This window comes from Mesorhizobium sp. 1B3, assembly GCF_050958605.1.
In the GTDB taxonomy this organism is placed as follows: domain Bacteria; phylum Pseudomonadota; class Alphaproteobacteria; order Rhizobiales; family Rhizobiaceae.
The window spans coordinates 112784-137831 of record NZ_JBJHDO010000011.1 but is presented as its reverse complement, the minus strand read 5'-3'; the positions used below and the strand labels follow the sequence as shown (position 1 = coordinate 137831).

The 25048-nt window shown below is 63.4% G+C and carries 27 protein-coding genes; 9 read left to right on the top strand and 18 right to left on the bottom strand.

Translation table 11 applies throughout. The annotated features are described in order from the left end of the window. Positions 1-23: 23 nt before the first annotated feature. From ACCO56_RS25535 to ACCO56_RS25525, 3 genes are read right to left on the bottom strand one after another with little or no spacing between them, the layout of a single operon-like run. Positions 24-947, bottom strand: coding sequence for a polysaccharide deacetylase family protein (locus ACCO56_RS25535; RefSeq protein ID WP_433643706.1), 924 nt, complete (start codon positions 945-947; stop codon positions 24-26). Continuing rightward, positions 947-1894 carry a polysaccharide deacetylase family protein gene (locus tag ACCO56_RS25530; RefSeq protein ID WP_433643705.1) on the bottom strand — a complete coding sequence of 316 codons (948 nt, stop codon included), beginning with the start codon at positions 1892-1894 and terminating at the stop codon, positions 947-949. Before ACCO56_RS25530 ends, ACCO56_RS25535 begins: the two co-directional genes overlap by 1 nt. A 1-nt stretch (position 1895) precedes the next feature. After that, the gene (locus tag ACCO56_RS25525; protein ID WP_433643704.1) at positions 1896-2573 is read right to left on the bottom strand and encodes an isochorismatase family protein; all 678 of its coding nucleotides are present in this window, start codon (positions 2571-2573) and stop codon (positions 1896-1898) included. A 206-nt stretch (positions 2574-2779) separates the two neighbouring features. On the opposite strand from ACCO56_RS25525, the gene ACCO56_RS25520 reads away from it, so the two are divergent. Next, positions 2780-3331 carry a carboxymuconolactone decarboxylase family protein gene (locus tag ACCO56_RS25520; RefSeq protein WP_433643703.1) on the top strand — a complete coding sequence of 184 codons (552 nt, stop codon included), beginning with the start codon at positions 2780-2782 and terminating at the stop codon, positions 3329-3331. A gap of 108 nt (positions 3332-3439) precedes the next feature. On the opposite strand, the gene ACCO56_RS25515 is transcribed toward ACCO56_RS25520, so the two are convergent. From ACCO56_RS25515 to hslV, 6 genes are all read right to left on the bottom strand, one after another. Next, positions 3440-4396, bottom strand: a complete 957-nt coding sequence (locus ACCO56_RS25515; RefSeq protein ID WP_433643702.1) for a DUF1402 family protein — start codon at positions 4394-4396, stop codon at positions 3440-3442. Between the two features lie 123 nt (positions 4397-4519). After that, positions 4520-5830 carry an ATP-dependent protease ATPase subunit HslU gene (hslU, locus tag ACCO56_RS25510; protein WP_433643701.1) on the bottom strand — a complete coding sequence of 437 codons (1311 nt, stop codon included), beginning with the start codon at positions 5828-5830 and terminating at the stop codon, positions 4520-4522. Between the two features lie 17 nt (positions 5831-5847). Then, complete coding sequence (locus ACCO56_RS25505; protein ID WP_433643700.1) at positions 5848-6432, bottom strand: DUF2585 domain-containing protein; 585 nt, start codon at positions 6430-6432, stop codon at positions 5848-5850. Beyond that, positions 6429-6932 carry a GNAT family N-acetyltransferase gene (locus tag ACCO56_RS25500; RefSeq protein WP_433643699.1) on the bottom strand — a complete coding sequence of 168 codons (504 nt, stop codon included), beginning with the start codon at positions 6930-6932 and terminating at the stop codon, positions 6429-6431. Before ACCO56_RS25500 ends, ACCO56_RS25505 begins: the two co-directional genes overlap by 4 nt. Positions 6933-6944: 12 nt before the next feature. Further along, on the bottom strand, positions 6945-8600 hold the full coding sequence (locus ACCO56_RS25495) for an acetolactate synthase large subunit (protein ID WP_433643698.1): 1656 nt from the start codon (positions 8598-8600) through the stop codon (positions 6945-6947). A 169-nt stretch (positions 8601-8769) separates the two neighbouring features. Beyond that, a complete protein-coding gene (gene hslV / locus ACCO56_RS25490; protein WP_433643697.1) occupies positions 8770-9318 on the bottom strand; it encodes an ATP-dependent protease subunit HslV in 549 nt (182 codons plus the stop codon). 266 nt (positions 9319-9584) lie between these two features. Between hslV and hisB the strand changes: the two genes are divergently transcribed. The 7 genes from hisB (at position 9585) to coaA (ending at position 14340) form a co-directional block, all read left to right on the top strand. Further along, positions 9585-10196, top strand: coding sequence for an imidazoleglycerol-phosphate dehydratase HisB (gene hisB, locus ACCO56_RS25485; protein ID WP_433643696.1), 612 nt, complete (start codon positions 9585-9587; stop codon positions 10194-10196). Between the two features lie 96 nt (positions 10197-10292). Beyond that, positions 10293-10769: a DUF2628 domain-containing protein gene (locus tag ACCO56_RS25480; RefSeq protein ID WP_433643695.1), complete on the top strand. Its 477-nt coding sequence runs from the start codon at positions 10293-10295 to the stop codon at positions 10767-10769. A gap of 1 nt (position 10770) precedes the next feature. Then, positions 10771-11421 carry an imidazole glycerol phosphate synthase subunit HisH gene (gene hisH, locus ACCO56_RS25475; RefSeq protein ID WP_433643694.1) on the top strand — a complete coding sequence of 217 codons (651 nt, stop codon included), beginning with the start codon at positions 10771-10773 and terminating at the stop codon, positions 11419-11421. Positions 11422-11452: 31 nt separating this feature from the next. After that, a complete protein-coding gene (gene hisA / locus ACCO56_RS25470; protein WP_433643693.1) occupies positions 11453-12220 on the top strand; it encodes a 1-(5-phosphoribosyl)-5-[(5-phosphoribosylamino)methylideneamino]imidazole-4-carboxamide isomerase in 768 nt (255 codons plus the stop codon). Further along, entirely contained in the window at positions 12217-13011 is a 795-nt protein-coding gene (gene hisF / locus ACCO56_RS25465) for an imidazole glycerol phosphate synthase subunit HisF (protein WP_433643692.1), read from the top strand. The genes hisA and hisF overlap by 4 nt, the downstream gene beginning before the upstream one ends. Before the next feature lie 10 nt (positions 13012-13021). Next, entirely contained in the window at positions 13022-13345 is a 324-nt protein-coding gene (locus ACCO56_RS25460; RefSeq protein WP_433643691.1) for a phosphoribosyl-ATP diphosphatase, read from the top strand. A gap of 35 nt (positions 13346-13380) precedes the next feature. Continuing rightward, positions 13381-14340, top strand: coding sequence for a type I pantothenate kinase (gene coaA, locus ACCO56_RS25455; RefSeq protein ID WP_433643690.1), 960 nt, complete (start codon positions 13381-13383; stop codon positions 14338-14340). A gap of 173 nt (positions 14341-14513) precedes the next feature. Here coaA and ACCO56_RS25450 read toward each other — a convergent pair whose 3' ends face one another. From ACCO56_RS25450 to ACCO56_RS25415, 8 genes are all read right to left on the bottom strand, one after another. Next, positions 14514-16070: an acetolactate synthase large subunit gene (locus ACCO56_RS25450; RefSeq protein ID WP_433643689.1), complete on the bottom strand. Its 1557-nt coding sequence runs from the start codon at positions 16068-16070 to the stop codon at positions 14514-14516. A gap of 70 nt (positions 16071-16140) precedes the next feature. Further along, positions 16141-16494 carry a RidA family protein gene (locus tag ACCO56_RS25445; protein ID WP_433643688.1) on the bottom strand — a complete coding sequence of 118 codons (354 nt, stop codon included), beginning with the start codon at positions 16492-16494 and terminating at the stop codon, positions 16141-16143. An 11-nt stretch (positions 16495-16505) separates the two neighbouring features. Next, positions 16506-18107: an amidohydrolase gene (locus tag ACCO56_RS25440; protein WP_433643687.1), complete on the bottom strand. Its 1602-nt coding sequence runs from the start codon at positions 18105-18107 to the stop codon at positions 16506-16508. Positions 18108-18125: 18 nt separating this feature from the next. After that, a complete protein-coding gene (locus tag ACCO56_RS25435; RefSeq protein WP_433643685.1) occupies positions 18126-19079 on the bottom strand; it encodes an ABC transporter ATP-binding protein in 954 nt (317 codons plus the stop codon). Then, on the bottom strand, positions 19076-20074 hold the full coding sequence (locus ACCO56_RS25430) for an ABC transporter ATP-binding protein (protein ID WP_433643684.1): 999 nt from the start codon (positions 20072-20074) through the stop codon (positions 19076-19078). The genes ACCO56_RS25435 and ACCO56_RS25430 overlap by 4 nt, the downstream gene beginning before the upstream one ends. Then, a complete protein-coding gene (locus ACCO56_RS25425; protein ID WP_433643683.1) occupies positions 20071-20910 on the bottom strand; it encodes an ABC transporter permease in 840 nt (279 codons plus the stop codon). The genes ACCO56_RS25430 and ACCO56_RS25425 overlap by 4 nt, the downstream gene beginning before the upstream one ends. Continuing rightward, a complete protein-coding gene (locus ACCO56_RS25420; protein WP_433643682.1) occupies positions 20907-21833 on the bottom strand; it encodes an ABC transporter permease in 927 nt (308 codons plus the stop codon). Before ACCO56_RS25420 ends, ACCO56_RS25425 begins: the two co-directional genes overlap by 4 nt. A gap of 123 nt (positions 21834-21956) precedes the next feature. Beyond that, complete coding sequence (locus ACCO56_RS25415; RefSeq protein ID WP_433643681.1) at positions 21957-23507, bottom strand: ABC transporter substrate-binding protein; 1551 nt, start codon at positions 23505-23507, stop codon at positions 21957-21959. Positions 23508-23712: 205 nt separating this feature from the next. Here ACCO56_RS25415 and ACCO56_RS25410 point away from each other — a divergent pair, with 205 nt between their 5' ends. After that, positions 23713-24321, top strand: a complete 609-nt coding sequence (locus tag ACCO56_RS25410; protein WP_433643680.1) for a cupin domain-containing protein — start codon at positions 23713-23715, stop codon at positions 24319-24321. Between the two features lie 46 nt (positions 24322-24367). Here the strand turns inward: ACCO56_RS25410 and ACCO56_RS25405 are convergent, their stop codons facing one another. Further along, a complete protein-coding gene (locus ACCO56_RS25405) occupies positions 24368-25030 on the bottom strand; it encodes an alpha-ketoglutarate-dependent dioxygenase AlkB family protein (protein WP_433643679.1) in 663 nt (220 codons plus the stop codon). Positions 25031-25048: the final 18 nt, after the last annotated feature.

Sequence of the window (25048 nt, the reverse complement as noted above, 5' to 3'; positions counted from 1 at the left end):
GCGCCCCCGCCACACAGGAGGTGTCAGCCCTGGGCGCGGAAAGCTGCGGCGATCTCGCCTGCCGGAGCGTTCCAGACGCCCTCGTGCGCGAGGATGTGGTCCAGAACCTCGCGCAGATATTCCACGCGATAGGGCATGCCCGAGACCCAGGAATGCAGCGGCAGGCTCATGATCCGGCCGCCGTACTCGGCGCTTTCGCGATAGAGCACGTCGAAGCGGTCCTTGACCTGCTGCACCCATTCGGTTTCCGACTGGAAATACTCGTTGGCCACGACCTGATCGTCGGTCTCGTAGGCCAGCGGCATCGCCAGGAGCGGGCCTTCCTTCGTCCGCATTTCGTAGGGCAGGTCGTCGTTCGCCCAGTCGAGGCTGTAGGTTACGCCGTTCCTTGCCAGCAGCTCCGGGGTGTTGAAGCCCTGTGCCCGGCCGGGCGAAAGCCAGCCCTCGACCTTCTGGCCGCTTGCCCCGCGCAAAAGCCGCAGCGCCTCGGCGATGGTCGCGCCCTCCTCCTCCAGGCCGAGCCCGGAGTGATGCACCTTGCCCATGTCGAGTCCATGGGCGACGATCTCGTGCCCGTCCTCGACAACCGCCCGGATCAGCGCGGGATAGCGCGCAGCAATGATGCCGTTGACGGCGAAGCTGGTCTTCAGCCCCTTCTCGCGCAACAGCTTCAGCACGCGGAAGACGCCGACGCGATTGCCGTAGTCGCGATTGGTGTAGTAGCGGAAATCGGGATAGGGCATCGACAGCGCGCCGGGCGCCTTGAACGGCTTCGCCGGCATGTCGAGCGGAAAATGCTGCACATGTGTGACGACGGAAAGCGCGATCCGCGCGCCATGCGGCCATGCGACCGGCTTGCGCTTGAACAGGTCGGACCAATCATAGCGGTCATGATCCATCCCGTAACGGCGGGCGGCATACTCGAGATAGCTTTCGGGCATCGACATCAGCGGACCCCCTCTGCGGCCTGGTGGGCAGCGATGGCGGCGCTCATCTCGTCGTAGGCGCCGCTGGCGTGATAGGCTTCGGCGATCTCGCGGCCGGTGGTCTGCCAGACCCCGTCATGGCCGGCGATGTATTCGATGGCCTGGGCGAAGGCGTCGATCCGGTGTGGCTGGCCTACCAGATAGGGGTGCAGCGGGATGCACATCACCGTGCCGCTGTCGTCGCCTTCCTTGTAGAGCTGGTCGAACTGGCGCTTGATGATTTCGCCGTAATGGCGGGGCGTCACCTTCTGGGTATTGTAGACGATGACGTCGTTCATCTCGAGCGAATAGGGCATCGAGATCAGCTTGCCCGACTTCACCTTGACCGGCATCGGCTGGTCGTCGTGGAACATGTCGCAGGTGTACCGGATGCCGGCCTCCGCCAGGATGTCCATGGTCCACAGATTGTTCGACAGCGCCGGCGAGAGCCAGCCCGCCAGTTCCTGCCCGGTATGCTTCCTCACCGTATCGAAGGCGTCGCGGATGATCGCGCGCTCCTGCTCGATGGTCATGTTGTAGACGTAGCGCGTGTTGTAGATACCGTGCGAGAAGAACTCCCATCCGCGATCGGCGCAGGCCTTGATGATCTCGGGATGATGGTCGCAGAGCGCGACGTTCAGCGAGACCGAGCCGCGGAACCCGCATCGGTCCATGGCCGCCATCATGCGCTGCCAGCCGGCACGGTTGCCGTAGTCGCGGTGAGAATATTGCAGGACGTCCGGGTTCGGCCGGGCCCAGGGCGTGCGGGTCGGGTTGTTCGGCGGGTCGTATTCGTAGAACTCGATATTGGGCGCGATCCAGACCGCGATCTTCTTGTTGCCGGGCCAGACGATCTTCGGCCGGTTCGGCCAGGGCAGATAGTCGTAGAGGCCGAGATCCGAGCGCAATGCAGTGTCTGCGGCCGTCATCTCAGCGGGCCTCGGGCTGGTAGGCTTCGTACCAGGCGATGGCCTCCGCCACCGGGATCACGTCGCCGTATTTCACCGCAATGTCGTAGAGATTGGCGAAATGCGGGCTCTCGTGCTTGTCGGCCACGCATTCCTCGGGAACGATCACCCGGTAGCCGCGCGAGATCGCGTCGACCACGCAGGCGCGCACACAGCCTGAGGTCGAGCCACCGGTCAGCACCACCGTGTCGCACTGATGCCAGACCATCAGCGACTGCAGGTTGGTCTCGTGAAAGGGCGAGGCCATGCGCTTGTTGATGATGATGTCCTTCGTTCGGTCGATCTCCAGGCGCGGGTCGAATTCGGCCCGGCGCGAGCCGACTTTGATGTTCTGCAGCGAATCCGGCGTGTTCGTCCGGGTGCCCCAGACGCCGCAATCCTCGCCCGATTCCATGTAGGCCACATAGGTCCAGGTGATCGGCAGGCCCTTCCGGCGGGCAAGGCCGGCAAGCGTGTTGACGTATTCCATCTGCTTCGGATCGGTCTCGTAAGCCGAGACGAATTCGCCGACCGAGGTATAGGCGCATTGCAGGTCGATGTTGATCAGCATGGGCTTGCGGCCGAAGCCAAAGCGCTTGCGCGTCGGGTTTGCCTTGGCGTGTTCGAAGAGCTGGCGCGCGGTGAGCGCTGACGTTTCCATGATGACCTCCTGTGCCTCCCGGCCGCCTCTCCGGCAAACGGCCCGCGCCGTTCCCCCCACCGAAGGACGCTGATTATCTCTATTGTTATCACTTTATGTCATTTGTAAAGCGGAAATTCCGGGCGTTGCGCGCGGCCCTGCCGCTTGCCGTTTTCGAACGGCCGTGGAAGAGACGTTCCCGATCCCCCTGCAAAAAGGAGACTGCGATGATCCGCTCCCCCTGTCCGCCGATTTCGGATGCCGACTGGCCAGATTCCGTTGCCGACCTGCGCGACGGATTCGCCGGGCAGCTCAATGTCTACCGCACTATGGCGCATCACCCTGCGCTGCTGCGCGCCTGGGCGCCCCTGCGCCAGCATCTGGTGAAGGACAGCGCGCTCGGGCCGGATCGGTCGGAGGTGGTGATCCTGCGGACCGGGCATCGCCTCGGTTCGCACTATGAATGGGCCCATCACGTCAGCCGAGCGCGGGCGCTTGGGTTTTCGGACGAGCGCATCCGTGCCATTGCCGCCATGCCGGAGGGCGAGGACGGACTGATCGTGCGGGCGGTCGATGCGCTGTTCGACGCGCATCGCATTCCGGCGGAGCTGGAGGTTGAGCTGACAGCGGCTATCGGGCGCGAAGCGGTCTTCGACCTGATCGCTACCGTCGGCTTCTATTTTACTCTGGGCGGAATTCTGCTGACTTACGAGACGCCAGTCGATCCGGCGATCGCGCAAGAGCTGGAGCGTTCACCGATCGATGCCGATTGTTCCTGAATCGTGCGGTTCAATGGACAATCATGCGATCGCGGTCGTCATTTTGGGCTAAAACGAAGAGATGGAGCGCCGTTCCGTGTCCGGGTGGACGCACGGCGCCTCCGGCACCTAGAAAAGGGCCCGAAGTTCCGGCAGCTTCTCGTTGACGAGCCAGCCGTAATAGTTCTCTTCGGGAAGCCTCGGCTCGATGCCTTCGGCCAGTCTCGTCTCGTTCTCCACGGCGAGCGCACGGGCCCGCGACAGCGGGTCGCCGACATTGTAGAGCGTCGCGGTAATGCCGGGGTTGCGCGAAATGTCGAAGCCGGCAATGTCGCGATAGGCGTCGATGGACTTCTTCAGCGTCGCCGCGACATAGGCAAGCGTCAGGTCGGGATCCATGATGGTCTGGTAGACCTGCCCCGGCTTGGTGTAGCTGAGCTTCGGCAAGCCGGACACCTGATGCACGAGATCGCTCATCTGAAGCGCCGTCAGCGGGTTGAGCTGGCCGAGGCCGAAGGTCTGGCCGGCATAGAAGGGCTGGAAGAAGGTCTGGCTGAAGCGCTGGTTCGGAAAGGCCTTGCCGTCGACGGTCTTGCCGCGGAAAGTGCTGTTCCACACGGCCTCGCGGCAGGTCCAGGCCTCGTAGCTTCCGTCGGATTCGCGACAATGGGAAAATTGCGGTCGGTGGATGAAATCGCCGATGTCCTCCCCGCCATAAGCGAAGGACATGCCATTGTTCAGGTAAGAGACCGCCTTGACGTAGTAGGTCTGCAGCCGGTCATAGGCGTCGACATTGTAGGTGTGCTCGCCGACGATGGCGCCCACGATGTGGATGGGATCCATGCCGTAGACAGCGGCAGTCTTCACGATCTTGCCGCGCAGTTCGTCGTCGTTCCTGAGAAGCTTGTAAACCCTGCGGTATTTGGCGTCATAGGTGGTCTTGAGCGCCCTCGTGCGCGAGGCCGAAGCACCGGGGACCTGCGGCTGCTCGACATGGCGGTTGCCTTCGGGGACAAGCGTGGCGGCGCCGGCGCCGAGCGTGCCCGACAGAACGAAAAGCAGCAGGGATGTCAGGCGCAGCATCATCAACGGGCACCACGGGGCAGGTTTTCGGAGCGCGCGCAAACTAGGGGTTGCGCTCGGCGGCGTCGAGCGGGACTTTAGGCCTGCGCCGTCAGTCCCGCCCTCGTCCGTTCGGGGAAGCGTTTCCTAAAGGATGAATCGCGACAAATCTGTGTTCTTGGCGAGATCGCCGACATGTTCGCGCACATAATCGGCGTCGATCTCGATCTCCGTCCCGGACCGGTCGGGCGCATCGTACGAAATCTCGTCCAGGACACGCTCCATCACCGTCTGCAGACGGCGAGCGCCGATATTCTCGACATTGGCGTTGAGATCGACGGCGATGCCGGCCAGCGAATCGATGGCGTCGTCGGTGAATTCGAGCTTCACGCCTTCGGTCTGCATCAGCGCCACATACTGCTTGATCAGGCTCGCTTCGGTTTCCGTCAGGATACGCCGGAAATCCTCCTTCTCGAGCGCGCGCAGTTCGACGCGAATCGGCAGGCGGCCCTGCAATTCGGGCAGGAGGTCCGACGGCTTGGAAACGTGGAAGGCGCCCGATGCGATGAACAGGATGTGATCCGTCTTCACCGGCCCGTACTTGGTCGCGACCGTCGTGCCTTCGACCAGCGGGAGCAGGTCGCGCTGCACGCCCTCGCGGGAAACGCCGGCTCCGATGCCGCCGTCGCGCGCGGCGATCTTGTCGATCTCGTCCAGGAAGACGATGCCGTCGTTCTCGGTAGCCTCCAGGGCCCGGCGCACGACCTCGTCCTGGTCGAGCAGTTTGTCGGATTCGTCGTTGATGAGCAGTTCGTACGATTCCTTGACGGTCGTCTTACGCATCTTGGTGCGCTTGGCACCCATCGCCTTGGACAGCATGTCGTTGATGTTGAGCACGCCGATATTGGCGCCGGGCATACCTGGGATCTCGAAGCCGGGCATGCCGCCGCCGGCATCGGCCACCTCGATCTCGATCTCCTTGTCGTCGAGCTCGCCGTCGCGCAGTTTCCTGCGGAAGCTGTCCCGCGTCGCGGGGCTTGCTGTCTTTCCGACGAGAGCCTCCAGCACGCGCTCCTCCGCGTTGACATGCGCACGCGCCTGGACGTCCTCGCGCATTTTCTCGCGCACCAGGCCGATCGCGACCTCGACGAGGTCGCGCACGATCTGCTCGACATCGCGGCCGACATAACCGACCTCGGTGAACTTCGTCGCCTCGACCTTCACGAAAGGCGCGCCGGCGAGCTTGGCGAGACGACGCGAGATCTCGGTCTTGCCGACGCCCGTGGGGCCGATCATCAGGATGTTCTTGGGCATCACCTCCTCGCGCATCTGGCCGTCGAGCTGCTGCCTGCGCCAGCGATTGCGCAGCGCGATCGCCACGGCGCGCTTGGCGTCCTTCTGGCCGATGATGAAGCGATCAAGTTCCGAAACGATTTCGCGGGGAGAAAATGTCGTCATGTCTACGCACCACTTTGCTACTGCCTGATGAACTCGAACGGATGCAGCAGCATGATCACGTTGAGTGTGAGATTATCGCGGATGACGGCGCCGACGCCGATTTCAAAGACGATGGCGAACACCACTATGGCCCATATAGGAAGCCTTGCCGCCATGACAAAGCCCAGCACCATCCACAAAGTATCGGCGATGGAATTTACTATGCTGTCGCCGAAATAGTCATAGGAAATGGTTCCTTCCCGGTAGCGACTGATGATGAAGTCGCTGTTTTCAAGAACTTCCCAGGAGCCCTCCAGTAAGATCGCGATTGCAAGACGGAACCAGATGGACCGCTTGGGGAAGACGAGCCGCGTGCCGGCGTAGAACAGGAAGCCGTGGATGATGTGAGAGAAGGTGTACCAATCCGCAAGGTGCTGAGAATTTTCCGAACTGTTGACCACGCCGTGCCAAAGCTTGACCGTCCCGCATTCGCAGATCGGGATGCGGCCCATCGCATAGAGGATGGCGGCCTGCAGGACGATCAGGGCCAAGGCCACCGCCATGCCTGTGCGCCAGAACAGCCGCCAGCCCGGCGCCTGTCGTCCGAATGCCGGAGCGGTCATGCGGCGTCCCCGGCGTCGATCGCCATCATCAGTGCCGGGCCATAGACAGAGCTGCGCAACTCGAAGGCGCGGAAGCCAGCCTTCTCATAGGCTCTGATCGCCCTGGCGTTTGTCGGGTCAGGGTCGATGATCACGCGCGGAGTGCCTTCGGCGAAAAGCTGGGCGACGAACTGCCGGAGCAGGGCTGATCCGTGACCGACGCCGACAAGCGTGGGCTCGCCGATGGTGAGGTCGAGGCCGATCGTGCCGAAGGGCTGGTCCTGATAGGGATGATCGTCTTCCAGGTGCGGATCATAGGCCTGGAGGTAGGCGATCGGCTTGCCATCGAGCTCGACGATGAGCGGCTCGACGGAGACGCTGTCGATGTGTTCCCGGATCTCGGCGATCTCCCTTTCCGGATCGCCCCACCAGGCGGCGGCGTGCGGGGCCGCGATCCAGGCACCGATCATCGGCAGATCGTTCTCCGTCACGGCGCGGAAATCATAGGGGCTGGCAGGCATGTCCGGCACCGCCTACGCCAATCGGACGGCAGGTGTGCGGTTGCGCAATTCCTCGACAAGCACCCTCGTGTTCTCCGAATAGTCGATGGGCACGTCGACGACATGGACGCCGCCGGCCACAAAGGCGGCTTCGAGCGTCGGGGCTAGCTCGGCGGCTCCCGTGACGCGGGAGCCTTTGGCGCCATAAGCCTCGGCATAACGCACGAAGTCAGGATTGCCGAAAGTCAGGCCGAAATCCGGAAATTCGTCCACGGCCTGCTTCCAGCGGATCATGCCGTAGGCGCTGTCGTTGAGGATGACGACCACCAGGTTGAGGCCGAGCCTGACAGCCGTCTCCATCTCCTGCGAATTCATCATGAAGCCGCCGTCGCCGCAGACCGCCATGACCCGGCGGCCCGGATAGAGCATCGCGGCCATCATCGCCGAAGGCAGGCCGGCGCCCATGGTCGCCAGCGCATTGTCGAGAAGCAGCGTGTTGGCGACATGGGTGCGGAAGTTGCGCGCGAACCAGATCTTGTACATGCCATTGTCAAGGCACACGATGCCGTCGTCAGGCATGACCTTGCGGACGTCGTGCACGATGCGCTGGGGCGTGATCGGGAAGCGATCCTCTTCGGCTCGGTCGTTCAGCCTTTCGAGGATCCGCTGGCGCAGTTCGAGCAGCGCTGGATCGGGATCGAGCTTGCCGCCGAGCCGGTCGGCCAGTGCGGTCACAGTCGTCCCGATGTCGCCGATCACCTCGGCATCGGGGTGATAGACCTGTTCGACAGTGGCGGAGCTGTACCCGATATGGATCACCCGCGGGCCGCCCTCGCTCTTCATCAGGAAGGGCGGCTTCTCCACCGTGTCGTGCCCGATGGCGATGATCAGGTCGGCCATGTCGATGGCCTCGTGAACATAGTCGCGCTCGGAAAGGGCGGCAGTTCCGACATAGAGGTTCGAGCCGCCGTCCACCGCGCCCTTGCCCATCTGCGTATTGAAGAAGGGCACGCGCATGCGACGAACGAAGGCGGACAGCGCCTCCACCAGCCTCGGCCTGTTGCCGGCCGCGCCGACCATGATGAGCGGCCGCTTCGCGTTCTGGATGAGTTCCACCGCCCGGTCGATGGCGGCCGGCGGAGCAACCGGCCGGTCGAGCGGGTGAATGGGGACGACAGGCACCTCGGCAATCGCCTCGCCGGCGACGTCCTCCGGCAGTTCCAGATGGACGGGCCCGGGCCGCTCTTCCATCGCCACCCGGAAAGCGTCGCGGACCACCGAGGGAATGCTCGACCCGCTGACGATCTGGCGCGTCATTTTCGTAAGCGGCCGCATCGAGGCGATGACGTCCACGATCTGGAAGCGTGCCTGTTTGGCGGTCATGATCGGCTTCTGGCCGGTGATCAGGATCATCGGCATAGCGCCGAGATGGGCGTAGGCGGCACCGGTCGAAAAGTTCAAGGCTCCCGGGCCGAGCGTCGCCATGCAGACGCCCGGCTTTCCCGTGAGCCGCCCATGTGTGGCGGCCATGAAGGCGGCCGCCTGTTCATGCCGGGTCAGGACCAGCTCGATGCTGGATTTGCGCAGCGATTCGACCACATGCAGGTTCTCTTCGCCGGGCACCCCGAAGACGCGGTCGACGCCTTCGTTCTCCAGCGCCTCGACGAGGATGTCGGAACCCTTCTTCATCACCTCCGGCCTTTCATCTCACACCCTGAGCTCGCACGCTGCCACAACAGCGGCGGCTTTTCCAACCGCAGATCACAGGACAGGCATGCAACTCGCGGCGACTCATGGATAGCGTCAAAGGAGGGCGACGGGACGCCGACCCGCGCGACTGAATCGGCGCTGGCGGCGATCAGGCCGCGTCCAGCGTTTCGACGACCACGCTGTGGTTGGTATAGACGCAGATGTCGGCCGCGATCTCCATCGCCTTGCGGGCGATCGCCTCGGCGTCGATATCCGTGTCCATCAGCGCGCGGGCGGCGGCCAGCGCGTAGTTGCCGCCCGAACCGATCGCCATCACGCCATGCTCCGGTTCCAGCACGTCGCCGGTGCCGGTCAGCGCCAGCGACACGTTCTTGTCGGCCACCAGCATCATGGCTTCCAGCCGGCGCAAATAGCGGTCGGTACGCCAGTCCTTGGCGAGTTCGACGCAGGCGCGCGTCAACTGGTCGGGATATTGCTCCAGCTTGGCTTCGAGGCGCTCGAGCAGCGTGAATGCGTCCGCTGTCGCGCCGGCAAAGCCGGCGATCACGTTTCCCTTGCCGAGACGACGGACCTTCTTGGCGTTGCCCTTCATAATGGTCTGGCCGAGGCTTACCTGGCCATCGCCGGCAATGACGACCTTGCCGGCCTTGCGGACAGTCACGATCGTCGTGGCATGCATGCTCAATTCATTCGACATTATCGGCTCCGATGGCGCGCGGCCCCGAAGGCAGCCGCACGATACGAGGGTTGTTCGCGTCTTATGTATGGCCCGGCCGCGCATTTGCAATCCGCTTCCAAAGCCAGCTGGAAATCCCGGAACCTTGCTGTTAGAAGGCCCGGAAGCTAAGCAGGTTTCGGAAAACAGTCCCACGGTTTTCCGACAAAAACCTGCGGTAAATGAAGAAGCCAAGCAGATGAAGCGGGCGAAGCCACGCGAACCTGCCTAGTGGCGGAGATCGGGTGATGACGTCCGGCATCGAAAAGCGCAAGGCGAGTGTCAGCCGCAAGACGAAGGAGACGGAGATCTCCGTTTCCGTCGACGTCGACGGAAGCGGGCGCTTCGACGTCTCCACTGGCGTCGGCTTTTTCGATCATATGCTGGAGCAATTGTCCCGGCATTCGCTGATCGATATCACGGTGAAGGCCAAGGGCGATCTCCATATCGACGATCATCATACGGTCGAGGACACCGGCATCGCGCTCGGCCAAGCCATCGCCAAGGCGCTCGGCGAACGACGCGGCATCACGCGCTACGCCTCGATCGACCTCGCCATGGACGAGACCCTCACCCGGGCGGCGGTCGACGTGTCCGGCAGGCCCTTCCTGGTCTGGCATGTGGCTTTCTCCTCCCCCAAGGTCGGCACCTTCGACACCGAACTGGTGCGCGAATTCTTCCAGGCGCTGGCGCAGAATGCGGGGATTACGCTGCATGTTCTCAATCACTACGGCGCCAACAACCATCACATCGCCGAGACCTGCTTCAAGGCGGTCGCGCGGTCCCTGCGCATCGCACTCGAGCCAGACCCGCGGCAGCCCGGCGCGATCCCGTCAACGAAGGGCACGCTGAGTTCCTGAGCAGGCATCGTTCCAAGGATGCCGGCGTGTGTTGTTCGTTACAGGGTCTCGTCGCAAATCTGGACACTTCCGAGGAACCTGCTTAGGGAAAAACCGATGGCAGTCTACGTGATCATGGAGCCGCGGCAGAAGACGCCAGCGACAGTCGACGCGGTATTCATCCGTGACGGCTTCGCGTTCCTCGCCTTTCTCGTGCCTTTCATCTGGTTGCTGTGGCATCGCCTGTGGATCGAGGCCGCGCTCGCGCTGGGCGCGGTGCTGCTGATCGGTGCCCTGGCGGAAGTCGGCGGCTATGGTTTCTATGCCTCGCTGCTGTCGCTCCTGGTCTCGATTTATGTCGGGCTGGAAGGTGCCGCCTTGCGCATCGGAGCGCTGCGCCGGCGTGGCTGGCGGGATGTGGCAGTCGTCGAGGCGGATTCGGCTGCCGAGGCGGAAATCCGCTACTACGGCGCCGTGGCCGCGGAGCCTGAAGCCGACGTTCGGTCGATGTCCGAGCCGGTGCAGCGGCCGGCTGCCATCGCCGCCCCTTCGGGCCCGGCGCTCGGTCTTTTCTCCTACCCAAGCGGGCGCTGACATGCGTGTTGCCATCATCGACTACGGATCCGGCAATCTGCGCTCGGCGACCAAGGCATTCGAGCGCGCCGCAAGGGAGGCCGGCATCTCGGCGGAAATCGATCTCACCGCCAATCCCGAGCGCGTACGCCTGGCCGATCGCGTCGTGCTCCCTGGCGTCGGCGCCTATGCCGATTGCCGCGCAGGCCTCGCCGGCGTCGGCGGCATGGAAGAGGCGATCAACGAGGCCGTCGTCAAGGCGGGCAGGCCGTTCCTCGGCATCTGCGTCGGCATGCAGCTCATGTCCGAACGCGGACTCGAAAAGACCGTCACCAGGGGGTTCGGCTGGATAGGAGGCGACGTGAAGGAGATCACGCCCTCCGACCTGTCGCTCAAGATTCCGCAGATCGGTTGGAACACGATCGAGTTGCGGCAGCGGCATCCGCTCTTCGAGGGGATCCGCACCGGCCCGGACGGGCTGCACGCTTATTTCGTGCATTCCTATCATCTCGATGCCGCCGATCCCGACGACGTGCTGGCCGTCGCCGATTATGGCGGCCCGGTCACCGCCGCCGTGGCGCGCGACAATCGCGCGGGCACCCAGTTCCACCCCGAAAAGAGCCAGGCGCTCGGCCTTGCCCTCATCGCCAATTTCCTGCGATGGAAGCCTTGAGGCTCCCCAAGCCGCGGAGCAAGAGGAAACTATGATCCTTTTTCCGGCCATAGATCTCAAGGACGGCCAGTGCGTGCGCCTGAAGCTCGGCGACATGGACCAGGCCACTGTCTACAATGCGGACCCGGCGGCGCAAGCCGCAGCCTTTGAGAGCCAGGGCTTCGAATGGCTCCACGTCGTCGACCTCAACGGCGCCTTCGAGGGGCGTTCGGTCAACGGGCGGGCGGTGGAGGCGATCCTTCGGGCCACGAAGAATCCGGTTCAGCTCGGCGGTGGCATACGCAACCTGGCCCATGTCGAGAACTGGCTTGACAAGGGCCTGGCGCGCGTGATCCTCGGCACGGTGGCCGTGCGCGATCCCGATCTGGTCAAGGAGGCATGCCGGGAGTTTCCGGGCAGGATTGCGGTCGGCATCGACGCGCGCGGCGGCAAGGTGGCCGTCGAAGGTTGGGCACAGGCCTCGCAGCTCGGCGCCGTCGAACTGGCGAAGAAATTCGAGGGCGCCGGTGTGGCGGCCATCATCTATACCGACATCGATCGCGACGGCGTGCTGGCGGGCATCAACTGGGAATCGACCATCGCGCTCGCCGATGAGGTCTCGATATCGGTGATCGCCTCCGGCGGGCTTGCCTCGCTGGCCGACATCGTCCGCATGACCATGCCGGACGCGGGCAGGCTCGAAGGGGCGATCTCGGGACGCGCCCTCTATGACGGACGCATCGATCCGGCCGAAGCGCTTGCGATCCTGCGAGGTACCGCGAATCGCCCGCGGGGCCTGTTCGATGGAGGTGACGCATGACCTTGAAATCGCGCGTCATCCCCTGCCTGGACGTGAAGGACGGCCGCGTCGTCAAAGGCGTCAATTTTGTCGACCTGGTCGACGCGGGAGATCCGGTGGAAGCGGCCAAGGCTTATGACGTGGCTGGTGCCGACGAGCTCTGCTTCCTTGACATCACGGCGTCGTCCGATGGCCGCGAGACGATCTTCGACGTCGTCGCCCGCACGGCCGAGCAATGCTTCATGCCGCTCACCGTGGGTGGCGGGGTGCGTCAGGTCTCCGACATCCGCAAGCTGCTGCTGGCCGGCGCCGACAAGGTGTCGATCAACACGGCGGCGGTGAAGGACCCCGATTTCGTCGCCGAGGCGGCCGACAAGTTCGGCAACCAGTGCATCGTCGTCGCCATCGACGCCAAGAAGGTCTCGGGCCCGGGCGAATCCGACCGCTGGGAGATCTTCACCCATGGTGGCCGCGAAAAGACCGGGATCGACGCTGTCGAATTCGCGCGCAAGGTCGTCGAGCTCGGCGCGGGCGAGATCCTGCTCACTTCCATGGATCGCGATGGCACCAAGGCCGGCTACGACATTGCTCTCACCCGGGCGGTCGCCGATGCGGTGCGCGCCCCGGTGATCGCGAGCGGCGGCGTCGGCAATCTCGATCATCTGGTGGAAGGTATCCGCGACGGCCATGCGACGGCAGTTCTGGCCGCCTCGATCTTCCATTTTGGCACCTATACCATCGCCGAAGCCAAGGCCTACATGGCGCAGGCCGGGCTGGCGATGCGACTCGACAGTGTCGCTGCTCCGAACTAGACGACATTCCATGACCGCATTCTCGCTGGCCGACCTCGAAAAGATCATTGCCGAACGGGCGCGCTCCGGCGATCCGGAGTCCTGGACGGCGAAGCTCGTTTCAGCCGGGATGGACAAGGCCGCCAAGAAACTCGGCGAGGAAGCCGTCGAAACCGTCATTGCCGCCGTGCGCGGCGATCGGGAAGGGCTCGTCTCGGAAAGCGCCGATCTTCTCTACCACTGGCTGGTGGTTCTGGCCGTAGCCGGCGTTCCCCTTGACGAGGTGCTGGCCGAACTGGAACGGCGCACGAGCCGTTCCGGTATCGCCGAAAAAGCGTCGCGCAGCCGCGACTGACTATTTTCAAAGCGTAACGGGAAGCAGGCTTCTTGATGGACCAGCTCGTTGAGACCGAAAAATATTCTCCCTACCGCTTCTTTTCAGCCCAGCAATGGTCCGAGTTTCGGGCGGATACACCGCTTACCCTGTCTGCCGAAGAGGTTCGTCGGCTGAGTTCGCTCTACGACCCGATCGATCTCAACGAAGTCCGCCGGATCTATCTCTCCATGTCACGGCTGCTTTCGGCCCATGTCGAGTCGAGCCAGCTCCTGTTCAGGCAGCGCCAGCTCTTCTTCAACCCGGCCGACGGTGTGAAGACGCCCTACATCATCGGCATGGCCGGGTCAGTGGCCGTGGGCAAGTCGACCACGGCACGCGTCCTGAAGGAGCTTCTCGCCCGCTGGCCGTCGAGCCCGAAGGTCGACCTGGTGACCACGGACGGCTTCCTCTACCCGAACGAGGTGCTGCGACGCGAGAACCTCATGGAGCGCAAGGGGTTTCCGGATTCCTACGATGTCGGCGCGCTCCTGCGCTTCCTCTCGGCGATCAAATCCGGTCAGCCCAACGTCCGCGCGCCGGTCTATTCTCACCTGACCTATGACGTCATGCCCGGCGAGTTCGTGACCATCGACCGCCCGGACATCTTGATCTTCGAGGGGCTGAACGTCCTTCAGCCGCGCGAGCTGCCGAAGGACGGAAAGTTCGTTCCCTTCGTTTCCGATTTCTTCGACTTTTCGATCTATATCGACGCGGAGGAAGCGCTGATCCACAATTGGTATATCCAGCGCTTCATGCGGCTGAGGGAAACCGCTTTCCGCAATCCGCAGTCCTTCTTCCATCGCTATTCGCAATTGTCGGAAGAGGCCGCCCGCGCAATCGCCGAAGGCCTGTGGAGCAACATCAACCTGAAGAACCTCAGGGAGAACATCCTGCCGACGCGGCCACGCGCCGACCTCATCCTGAAGAAGGGTCCCGACCACCGCGTCGTGGAAGTGGCACTCAGGAAGCTGTAGCGCGGCGCTGGTGCGTGAACGGCTGATCAGTCCTGCAAGAGGTCAACAGGACATAGAAACCTTGGGTGCCTTTCGGCGATGAGCGGGCACGGAAAGCCATTATGACGCCGATGGCAGCAGGGAGCTGCCGGATGGGATCATTCGTCGTTGTCGAGTTCAGGCGACGGTGCTTTTCAATCAATTAGCGCCTCAATGAGAAAAGGACCGGTGCCGCGAAGCGCCGCATCGAAAGCGGCAGAAAACTCGCGGAGACTTGCGACACGCCGGCCCTCGACGCCCATGGATTCGGCCAGGCGGATCCACGAGATTTCGGGGTTTCCGAGGCTGAGCATCGACTTGGCATTCCGGCCGAAATCGCCGATGCCCATCTTCTTCATTTCGTTCTGGAGGACAGCGTAGCGGCGATTGGCAAAGACGATGGTAATGACGTCGAGCCTTTCGCGCGCTTGCGTCCATAAACCCTGCGCGGTGTACATTCCGCTTCCGTCCGCCTGAAGCCCGATGACCTTACGTCCGGGTGCGGCAATCGCCGCACCCACTGCGAGCGGTATGCCTATGCCGATCGCCTGGCCGGTCAGTTGCAGGTAGTCGTGCGGCGCGGCGCTGCAGGAAAGATTGAAGAAATGCCGCCCCGAGGTGACGGACTCGTCGCAGACCACAGCACCTTCCGGGAGCCGTTGCGCGACAATCGCGGAAATTGTCTCCGCCGTGAGGGGCCCCTCAACCGGCACTTCCTGCCGGATGGAAGGCTGGTTCTCTCTCGCGGCCTCTCCCTTCGCCGGGAAGGCATCCACAAGGGCAGCGAGGGCCGCGGCGTGATCCTCGGTGCTGGCGGTCAAGGTGAGGATCTGGCTATCGTCGGAGACCAGTTGGCTCGGCAGATCGGGATAGGCGAAGGCGGCGACCGGCAGGCGGGCACCAACGAGAATGATCAGGTCGAAGTCGTGAAGGAAATTGCGCGCCTGCATGATGTCGTAGGGAATGCGGCGCAAAGCCGGCAGGCCCGCGCCGCGTTCCATGCGGGAATTCGACGCCGGGGCGATCAGCGGGATTCCGGTGCGGGCGGATAGTTTTGCGGCCTCGGCGAGGGGCTTTCGGCGCAATGCCGTGCCGCCGAGCAGCAACACCGGCCTCCTTGCCGCCAGCATCGATCCAGCGACCGCGTCGATCCGTTCGGTGGAGGCAGTGGAGACGGGTCGCGCCGCCGTCGCCTTCAGCATTTCGTCCGCCCGCACCTTGCCCCAGGCGACATCGGCCGGCAGGATCACTGTCGCGACGCCGCGCTCCTCTACGGCGTGGCGATAGGCTGCGGCCGTCAGCGGAGCGACGTCCCGCGGGAAAGCCGCCCTGCCGAGCCACTTCGACACCGGCCTGGCGAAACTCTCTATGTCGCTGGCCAGCGGAGGATCGAACTTGCCGTGATAGGTGGCATGATCGCCGACGATGTTGAGCATAGGCGTTTCCGCTCGCCGCGCATTGTGCAGGTTGGCGAGGCCGTTTGCCAGGCCGGGCCCCAGATGAAGCAGCGTCGCTGCCGGTCGGTCGGCCATGCGGGCGTAGCCGTCCGCAGCGCCAGTCACGACCCCTTCGAACAGCCCGAGTACGCAGCGCATTTTCGGCTGCCGATCGAGCGCAGCCACGAAATGCATCTCCGAGGTTCCCGGATTGGCGAAACATACGTCGACCCCGTTTGCCAACAAGGTTTCGCAGAGGGCATCGGCACCGTTCATCGTTTCATACCTCGGCCGCGCTTCTCCTTCCGGAGAAGCGACTCTTCTCGAAATGTTTATTATTGTTCCGTCAGGCTCTGAGCGCGGCCGTGACGCTGATCTCGATCAGGCAGTCCTTGCCGAGATCGGCCACGCCAACGGTGGCGCGGCCGGGCATGTCGGCCACGTCCAGCCATTCTCCCCAGATCCCGTTCATCCCATCCTTGTCGGCCATGTTCGAGAGGAAGATCAGCGCGGTCAGCATGTGCCTCTTGCTGCTGCCGTTCTGATCGAGCAGGGCTTCGACCTTGCCGAGCATTTCCCTCGTCTGACCCGCAATATCGGCGCTGAAATCGCTTGCCGTGACGCCTCCGAGATAGAGTGTTCCATTGTGCTTCACTGCGCGGTGCATGAAGGGGAGCGAGCCGCTTCTTTCGATGGTCATGGCAGGTCCTTTCAGAATGCTTCATGGACGATCGCTCCCTTGAGGAGCGTCGCGAGAACTGGGGTTGCAAGGATGTCATGGCGGTCCAGGGACAACAGATCGCCGGAAAATAGGACGGCGTCCGCGTCCATCCCGGCCCGCAGGATGCCGATCCGCTTGTCCATGCCGGCAGAGCGAGCGGCATCCAGAGTATAGCCGGTGAGAATTTCCTCCAGCGAGAGGGCGAAACGGTGCCGCCAGGCACTCGCCGCGTCATCCTGCGGCTCGAACTTCCGCGCGCAGGCAAAGGTCAGCCGCGGGTCTGGCGGAACGACCGGAAAATCGCTGCCCAGCGCAAGCTGCATTCCGGCCTTCTTCAGACGGCTCATGCCATAGGCGCGCCGCGCCCGGTCCGGCCCCAGCCGATCGAAGATCCACTGAGAGGCGAGCTTGGCGTGCTGCGGTTGAACGGAAGCGAAGCAGCCAATGCGGCCCAGGCGCGACAGCGCTTCGTCGCTCGGCATGACGCAATGTTCGACCATCAGCCGTTCTGCCCTCGCCGAATCCTCCGCGACGAGCGGCTCCCAGATCGACACGAGCCGGTCGATGGCCCGGTCGCCGATGGCGTGGACGGCAAGCCGCCAGCCGGCTTCGAGCGCGGCGCGCGATGCAGCCGCGACGAATTCGTCCGGCAGCATCAGATAGCCGCTCGTATCCTCCCGGTCGCTGTATGGCTCCAGAAGGGCCGCACCGCGCGGCCCCATGCCGCCATCCATGACGAAGCGCATGAACGATAGGCTGAACCGGCCGTCGAACTCGTCCGCGAACATGGTTTCCCGGGCAATCTTGACTGGATCGTCGCTGGGGTGTGCACGCATTTCCCCGATGATGCGTGGCATCGACGTGCCCTCTCGAAGCAGATGACGGATGTCGTCGATCCAGTCAGCCTCGTCGATCGCGTCGAAAATGCTGGTGATACCGAGGGACAAGAGCTTCCGGGCGGCCAAGGCCATGCAGTCCCGCCTTTCCGGCGCTCCCGGTTCGGGGATGACCGTTTCGACCAGCCTTCCGGCTGCCTCGATGAGAAGCCCGGTCGGGCGCCCTCCGCGCCTTACGATTTCTCCGTCGGGCGGGTTTGCGGTTTGAGCCGAAATACCAGCGGCGGCGAGCGCCGCTTCGTTGACGATCGCTGCGTGGCCGTCGTAGCGTTTCAGATAGACCGGATGGTCCGGAACCGTTTTCGACAGCAGGTCGATATCGACCTCCTCGCTGCCCCAAACCGCGGGATCCCAGCCCCTCCCTTCGATCCAGCGGCCCTTCGGCAGGGTCTCGGCGAAAGCCGCGGTCCGTTGGACGAGCTTTTCGAAGCTTTCGACCCCCTTGAGGTCCAGCCGCACGAGGCTTTGGCCGTAGCTCAGGAGATGGGCGTGGCAGTCGATGAGGCCGGGAAGCAACGTCGCACCGTCCGCTTCGATGACCCGCGTCGACGCTCCGGCAAGCGCCATCGCGCCCTTGTCGTCGCCAATGAAACTGATCGTTTCGCCGGCGATTGCGATTGCGGAAGCACGCGGGTGGGCTGGATCCATGGTCAGGATGCGCGCGCCGCGAATGACAAGCGATGCCGTGTCGGTCATGGGGGGAACTCCGCGTGATCAGGCGTGATGGCAGGCGACGCCGTGGCGTTCGCCCCTGGATTGCAGCGCCGGCATTGATTTGCGGCAAAGATCGGTCGCGCGCTCGCAGCGTGGATTGAAGGGACAGCCAGGCGGCGGATCTATCGGGCTCGGCAACTCGCCTTTCGGTGCCGCCCGGGCCGAGGCGCTGCGGCCGGGCCCCGATGGAGCGGCAGCGATAAGCGCTTGTGTGTATGGATGAAGGGCCCGGCGCGTGATGTCGTCATAGGCGCCCCGCTCCACCACCTTGCCGAGATACATCACGATGATGTCGTCGCAAAGATATTCGACCACGGCGAGGTTGTGCGAGATGATGACCATCGAGAGGCCGAGATCCTTCTGCAATCTCAGCAGCAGATTGAGGATCTGCGCCTGTACCGAAACATCCAGGGCGGACACCGGTTCGTCGCCGACGAGGATCTGGGGCGACAACGCAAGCGCCCGCGCGATGCAGAGCCTCTGGCGCTGCCCGCCGGAGAACTGGTGAGGAAAGCGGTCCATATGCTCCCCGCGAAGTCCCACCGTTTCGAGCAGACTTGCGATCCGCGTGCGCAGATCGGTCCCCTCGGCCAGGCCGTGCAGCCGCATCGCGCGGGAGATGGTCGTGTAGATCGTGGCGCGGGGGTTGAGAGAGCTGTAGGGATCCTGGAAAACCAGTTGGACGAGCCGGGCCGCGCGCAAGCGGTCGACGCCGTATACAGGCTCGCCGTCGATCTTGATCTCACCGGAACTCGGAGCCCGCAGGCCGACCATGGCGAGCGCCGCGGTGGTCTTGCCGCAACCCGACTCCCCGACGATGCCCAGCGACCGGCCTTTCTCGAGCGCGAAGCTGACGCCGTCGACCGCCTTCAGCAGTTTGGGTTTTTGCAGCAGCCCGCCTCCCTTCAGCGGGAAATGGACCTTCAGGTCCTTCACCTCCATCAGCACGCTCATGTCGTCACCTCTTGCGGCCTGTCGAGGATGCAGCGGCTGCGTGCCGCCAGGGTTCCGCGGAACAGTGCCAGGTCCTCGGCGCATTCGGCTTGGCGCAGCGCGCAACGCTCGCGGAAGCGGCAGCCCGTAATGCGGTCCGGCCTTGACGGCACGCTTCCCGCAATTTCGGTGAGCATTTCCCGTGTGTCGCCGGAGCGTGTGCCGAGTTGCGGCATCGAGTGGAAGAGGCCGCGCGTATAAGGATGATGCTGTGCCGCATATATTTCAGCGGCAGCGCCCTCTTCGATGATCTGTCCAGCATAGGCCACGGCCATGCGGTCTGCAACCTCGGCGACCAGCGCGAGGTCGTGGCTGATGAGGAGGACGGCCGTGCCGAGTTCCTTCGTCAGTTCCTGGACCAGCTCCAGGATCTGCGCCTGTACGGTCACGTCGAGAGCAGTGGTCGGTTCGTCGGCGATGAGCAGGGCCGGCTTGCAGGCAAGCGCGATGGCGATCATCACGCGTTGGCGCATGCCGCCGGAGAGCTGGTGCGGATAATCTCCGGCCCGGCGCGCGGCGGCCGGAATGCGGACCATGTCCAGCGCTTCGACGGCACGCTTCCAGCTCTCGCGGCGGTCCAGCTTCAAATGGGTGCGGAAGACTTCCGCAATCTGGTCACCCACCGTGAAGACCGGGTTGAGCGACGTCATCGGCTCCTGGAAGATCATGGCGATCTCCCGGCCCTTGATGCTGCGGCGCTCGCTTTCGTTCATGGTGAGAAGATTGCGGCCCCGAAACAGGATGCGCCCGTTCTCGAAGCGGCCGGGTGGCGTCGGCACCAGCCCGGCGATCGACAGCGCGGTGACGCTTTTGCCACAGCCCGATTCACCGACAAGGCCGAGGATTTCGCCCCCGTCGAGTTTGAAGGAAACATCCTCGATCACCCTTGACCGCCCTTGCGGCCCGGGAAACGACAAGGTGAGATTTTCGACTGACAGGAGAGGCGCCGCCGTCATTTGCCGTGATCCACCTGCATATGGGGATCGAGCAGGTCGCGAAGCCCGTCGCCGAAGAGATTGAAGCCGAGAACAGCGAGAAAGATCGCGAGTCCCGGGAAAACCGACATCCATGGCGACGTGAAGATCACTTCGCGTGCGGTGGAGAGCATCAGGCCCCAGCTCACGCTCGGCGGTTGGGCGCCAAGGCCGACGAAGGAAAGCGACGCCTCGAGCAGGATCGCCGCTCCCATTCCCAGTGAGGTGATGACCAGCACCGGGCCGGCGATGTTCGGCAGGATTTCTCGTAGCATGATGCTGCCGCTGCGAAAGCCGATGAGATGGGCTGCCTGCACGTAACCCAGAGAGCGTACGACGAGGGTCTGGGAGCGCGCGATGCGGCAGGTATAGGCCCAGTGGGTCAGGCCCAGTGCCAGGAACACGTTGACGAGCCCAGGTCCGAGCACCGCCATGATCGCGAGGGCAAAGATGAGAGTCGGAACGGTGAGGAAGATGCCGGTCAGGCCGCTGACGACGTCGTCCCACCAGCCGCCGAAATAACCCGCCGTGACGCCGAGCACGATGCCGATGGCGGCGTTGACGAGCTGCGTGCCGACACCGATGCCGAGGGAGACCCGCGCGCCATGGACAAGAAGCGACAGGATATCGCGTCCCTTGTCGTCCGTGCCAAGCCAGAACATCGGCCCTGGCGGTTCGTTCGCGTAGAGTAGATTGCCGCCGGAAGCCGGATCGTACGGCGCCATCAGCGGTGCGAAGATCGCACACAAGGTGAGTACTAGGACGATGCCGCCACCGGCGACGAGGCTGGGGTTTCGGAGCGCCTTTTTCAGCGTCATTTGTACTCCACGCGCGGATCGATCACCCGATAGAGAAGATCGACCGCCAAATTGACGAGAATGAAGAAGAGGATCATCACGACGATACAGGCCTGCGCGGTCGGCAGGTCACGTCCGACGATCGAATCGAGCAGCAGCGCGCCGACGCCCTGCCAGCCGAACAGCTTCTCGATGATCACCGACTTGCCCATGATCGCGCCGAACTGCAGACCTGCGGTCGTCACGATCAACATCATGGCGTTGCGCAGGACATGCTTCCCATAGACCGCCAGGCGAGACAGGCCCTTGGCGTTGGCCGTGCGGATATAGTCGGCGTGCAGGATCTCCACGACGGCGGTCCGTGTCGTTCGCGCCAGCAGCGCCATGAAAGCGAAGCCGAGGCTGATCGCCGGCAATATGAGGTAACGCAACCCACCGTCGCCATAACCCGAGGCCGGCAGCCAGTTCAGCGTCACCGCGAAGAGGTACATCAGCAGCAGCCCGAGCCAGAATTGCGGCATCGAGGTGCCGGAAACGGCCACGACCGTCGCAGCCGTATCGACCCAGCTGCCCCGCTTGATCCCCGCGACGAAGCCGAGCGGGACCCCCACTGCTATTGCAATCATCATCGCGAAGATGGCGAGCTTTAGCGACGGCCAGATGCGCGGCAGCAGGAGATCGGAAACAGGCTGGCGCGTCGTCAGCGACGTGCCGAAATCGCCGCTGGCGAGATTTCCGACGAATTCGGCGTATCGCATGTACAGGGGCTGGTCGAGTCCGAATTCCTGGCGCAGCCGCTCCACCATGACAGGGTCGAGCTGGTCGACGTTGCCGGCGGTGATGGCCGAGCCGGGGATCATGCCGAACAGCACGAACACGAACAGGCTGACGACGAGCACCGTCGGGATGAGCTGGAGAAGACGTCTGGTGGTGTAGGCGAGCATGGGCAATCCCGGGCGGGCGTGGTGGATTCTTCCACCACGCACTTGTTCCTGATCAGCTAGGCGCGTGCAAAGCTGACGGTCTTTTTACGGCCCGCCCTGCGAGCGGGACCACGAGGGCATGGCTCAGCGTTGCGGGGCCGTGTCGTCGAGCCAGATCAGATCGGGATACTGGTACGTGATGTGGACCGAGTTCTTCTGCAGGCCGTGCACATAAGGTTTGTAGGCGAGCGTATTGACCGAGTAGTTGAAGAACCAGCCGGGCGCGTCTTCCGCAAGGAACCGGTTCGCCGCTCGCAGCGCCGCGATTCGCTCTTCGCCACTGGTCTCGTCCACCTTCTTCATCAGGGCGTCGAATTCGGGATTGGCATAGCCGACCGCATTGCCGCCCGGCCGGTCGGTACCGGACAGGAAGCGCTTCAGCGCGACATATGGGTCCGGCCCAGACGAATAGGCCCATTGGTAGGCGTCGAAGTCGCCGGTCCCGAACATCACTTCGACCGCGACGGAATTCTCGACGATGATCGGCTTCACCTCGATATTGATTGCCTTGAGGAACGGCCGGATCACTTCGACGATCCCTACGCCATATTCCTGGTTGTTGTTGGTGAGTATCTTGAGTTCGAAGCCGTTCTCGTAGCCGGCTTCCTTCATTAAGGCCTGCGCCTTCTCGGGGTCATAGGGATAGGGGTCGAAATCAGGTTCGAAGACCGGATTGGTCGCCGGAACCCAACCATTGGCCTTCTTCGCCTGGCCGTTGAGATAACGGTCGATGATGAGTTGGCTGTCGATGGCGTAGTTGATCGCCTGGCGGACGCGCATGTCCTTGAGAGGCTCGAATCTCTGGTTGAAGCCCATGTGCCGCGTATAATCGACGACGGCGTCGAGCAGATTGGCGGAAAGCGAAGGATCGTTGCGGTAGGCTGCTATTTGCGCGGGGCTTACCGTGTTAATATCGATCTGGCCCGAGCGGAAGGCGATATCGCGGGCCGCAGCTTCGCCCATGATGGCATAGGTGACCCGATCCAGATAAGGCCGGCCCTCGTGGAAATAGTCGTCGAACCGATCCAGAACGACACGGCTGCCGCTCACCATTTCGGTGAACTTGAATGGACCGCATCCGACCGGCTCGGATCCGAAGCGGTCGCCGCGCGCGGCGACTTCATCGGAAGGCAGGATGGCCGTTGCGGGCCAGAAGAACAGATAGCCTGGGTCGATATTCTCGGTCAGTTCGAATTCGAGCGTGTGGTCGTCGATTTTCTTCAGCCCCGAAAGCGTCTTGGCCGTCCCGGATTGCACCGCATCCGCGCCGACGACCGAGCGTACATAGCGCGCCCCGGCCAGGCCCTGGGCGGGATCGATGGCTCGGTTGAAGCTCCAGATCACGTCGTCGGCGGTAACCGGCCGGCCATTGTGAAATTTCGCGTTGGGGTGCAGACGCACGCGATAGCGCGGGCCGTCTCCCACGCGCTCCACCGATTCGGCGAGGTCCGGGATCGGCTGCCCTTTGTCCGAATCCCACCGATAAAGGGCGCAATGCAGCGCAAAGGAAATCATGTAGTCCTGGGTGCGGGTGGATTTGTGTGGGTCGAGCGTCGAAACGCTGTCGCCATGCGGGGCGATGGCCGAAAAGGTGCCGCCGCGGCGGGGCGCCTCGCCCGCTTGCGCGGCGCTCATTGCGCCTATTGCCAAGCACAGGGTCACCGCGCAGCCTTGCGCAAGCCGGCTGCGATGTTTCAAGCGCGATTCGAAATTGCTTTCCATGGCTTGATTCCCCTCCCTGATCAAACTTGCTGTTGCAATTTTTTGAGTATGCATAGCATATCTGTGAAAGTCCACCCGAAAAATTTCACAGAAACATTAAGATGGATGGGAGAATTGCGTGACGATTGAAACCAGAAGGGGGACGGTCCCACTTCACGCGGCCGAAACCGATGCGCGCGTAGGCGAGCGGGTGCGCGAGTTGCGCAAGGCTCGCGGTCTGACTCTCCAGGAAGTTGCGGAGCGTTCCGGCTTGTCGCTCGGCTTCGTCAGCCAAATCGAGCGTGGCAAATCCTCGCCTTCGGTCCGAGTGTTGGCGCGCCTGGCCGATTCGCTCCAGGTGCTGATCGGAGATCTATTCGAGCCCGCCGCCCGCTCTGACGCGAACCGCATCGTGGCCAAGCAGTCCGACTTCCAGACGATGTCGCTGGCAGAAACGGGCGTGGAGAAAATACTGCTGACGCCTCTGGGGCCGGACGAGACGCTCGACCTTTATCTGATGCGCCTCAGCGTCGGCGCGTCCTCGGGTGAAGAAAACTACACACACGAGGGGGTTGAATGCGGTTATGTCCTCGAGGGCACCCTCGACCTCTATGTCGACGACGTGAAATACGTCGTCCTCAAGGGAGAGAGTTTTCGCTTCTCCAGCCAGCGCCCGCATCGGTTCAGCAACGACGGCACGCGCAAGGCCGTTGTCCTCTGGATAAACTCACGGCCGCCGGAGCGCTGAGGGACGTTCCATCGCAAACCTTGAGGGGCGGGGTTTGGCGGAGGATTTACGTGCGACGCGATCGGTCTTCGGCGTCTTTGAGCTGTTCCCCGAACGCCGATCTGGTCACTCGCCTCAGCGTCAGGTTGATCCGCCCGCCATTCTTCAGCAGCGCCGAGGTCGAAGGGTAGATGCGGTCGACGCCATGGAAGGCAAGCCGCCCCTCCCCGCCGAGAATGACGACATCGCCACTGTCCAGCCGGAACGAGGTCGTGCGGCCTTCCCGTCGTGTCTGCCCTACCCGGAACAGGCAGGAATCGCCGAGCGAAATAGACACCACCGGCGCGGCGAACTCGGCTTCGTCGCGGTCCTGATGCATGCCCATGCGGGCGTCTTCCCTATAGAAATTGACGAGACAGGCTTCCGGCGCGCCGGCATAGCCCGAAACCTCTTCCCAGATCCGCAGCAGCCTGTCGGGAATCGGCGGCCACGGCTTTCCCGTCACCGGGTGCTCGGCCTGATAGCGATAGCCGTGGTCCCTGTCCGTGACCCAGCCGAGCGATCCGCAATTCGTCATGCGCACGCTCATCGGCTTGCCGGTGCGCGGCATGACCGGAGTGTAGAGCGGCGCAGCCTGCACCACCTGGCGGATGTTCTCGACCAGGGCCTCCTGGGCCTCGCGTCCGAGGTACCCCGGAATATGTCTGACGCCTTTGGGCAATACCTGCATAGGACGGGCTCTCCTCAG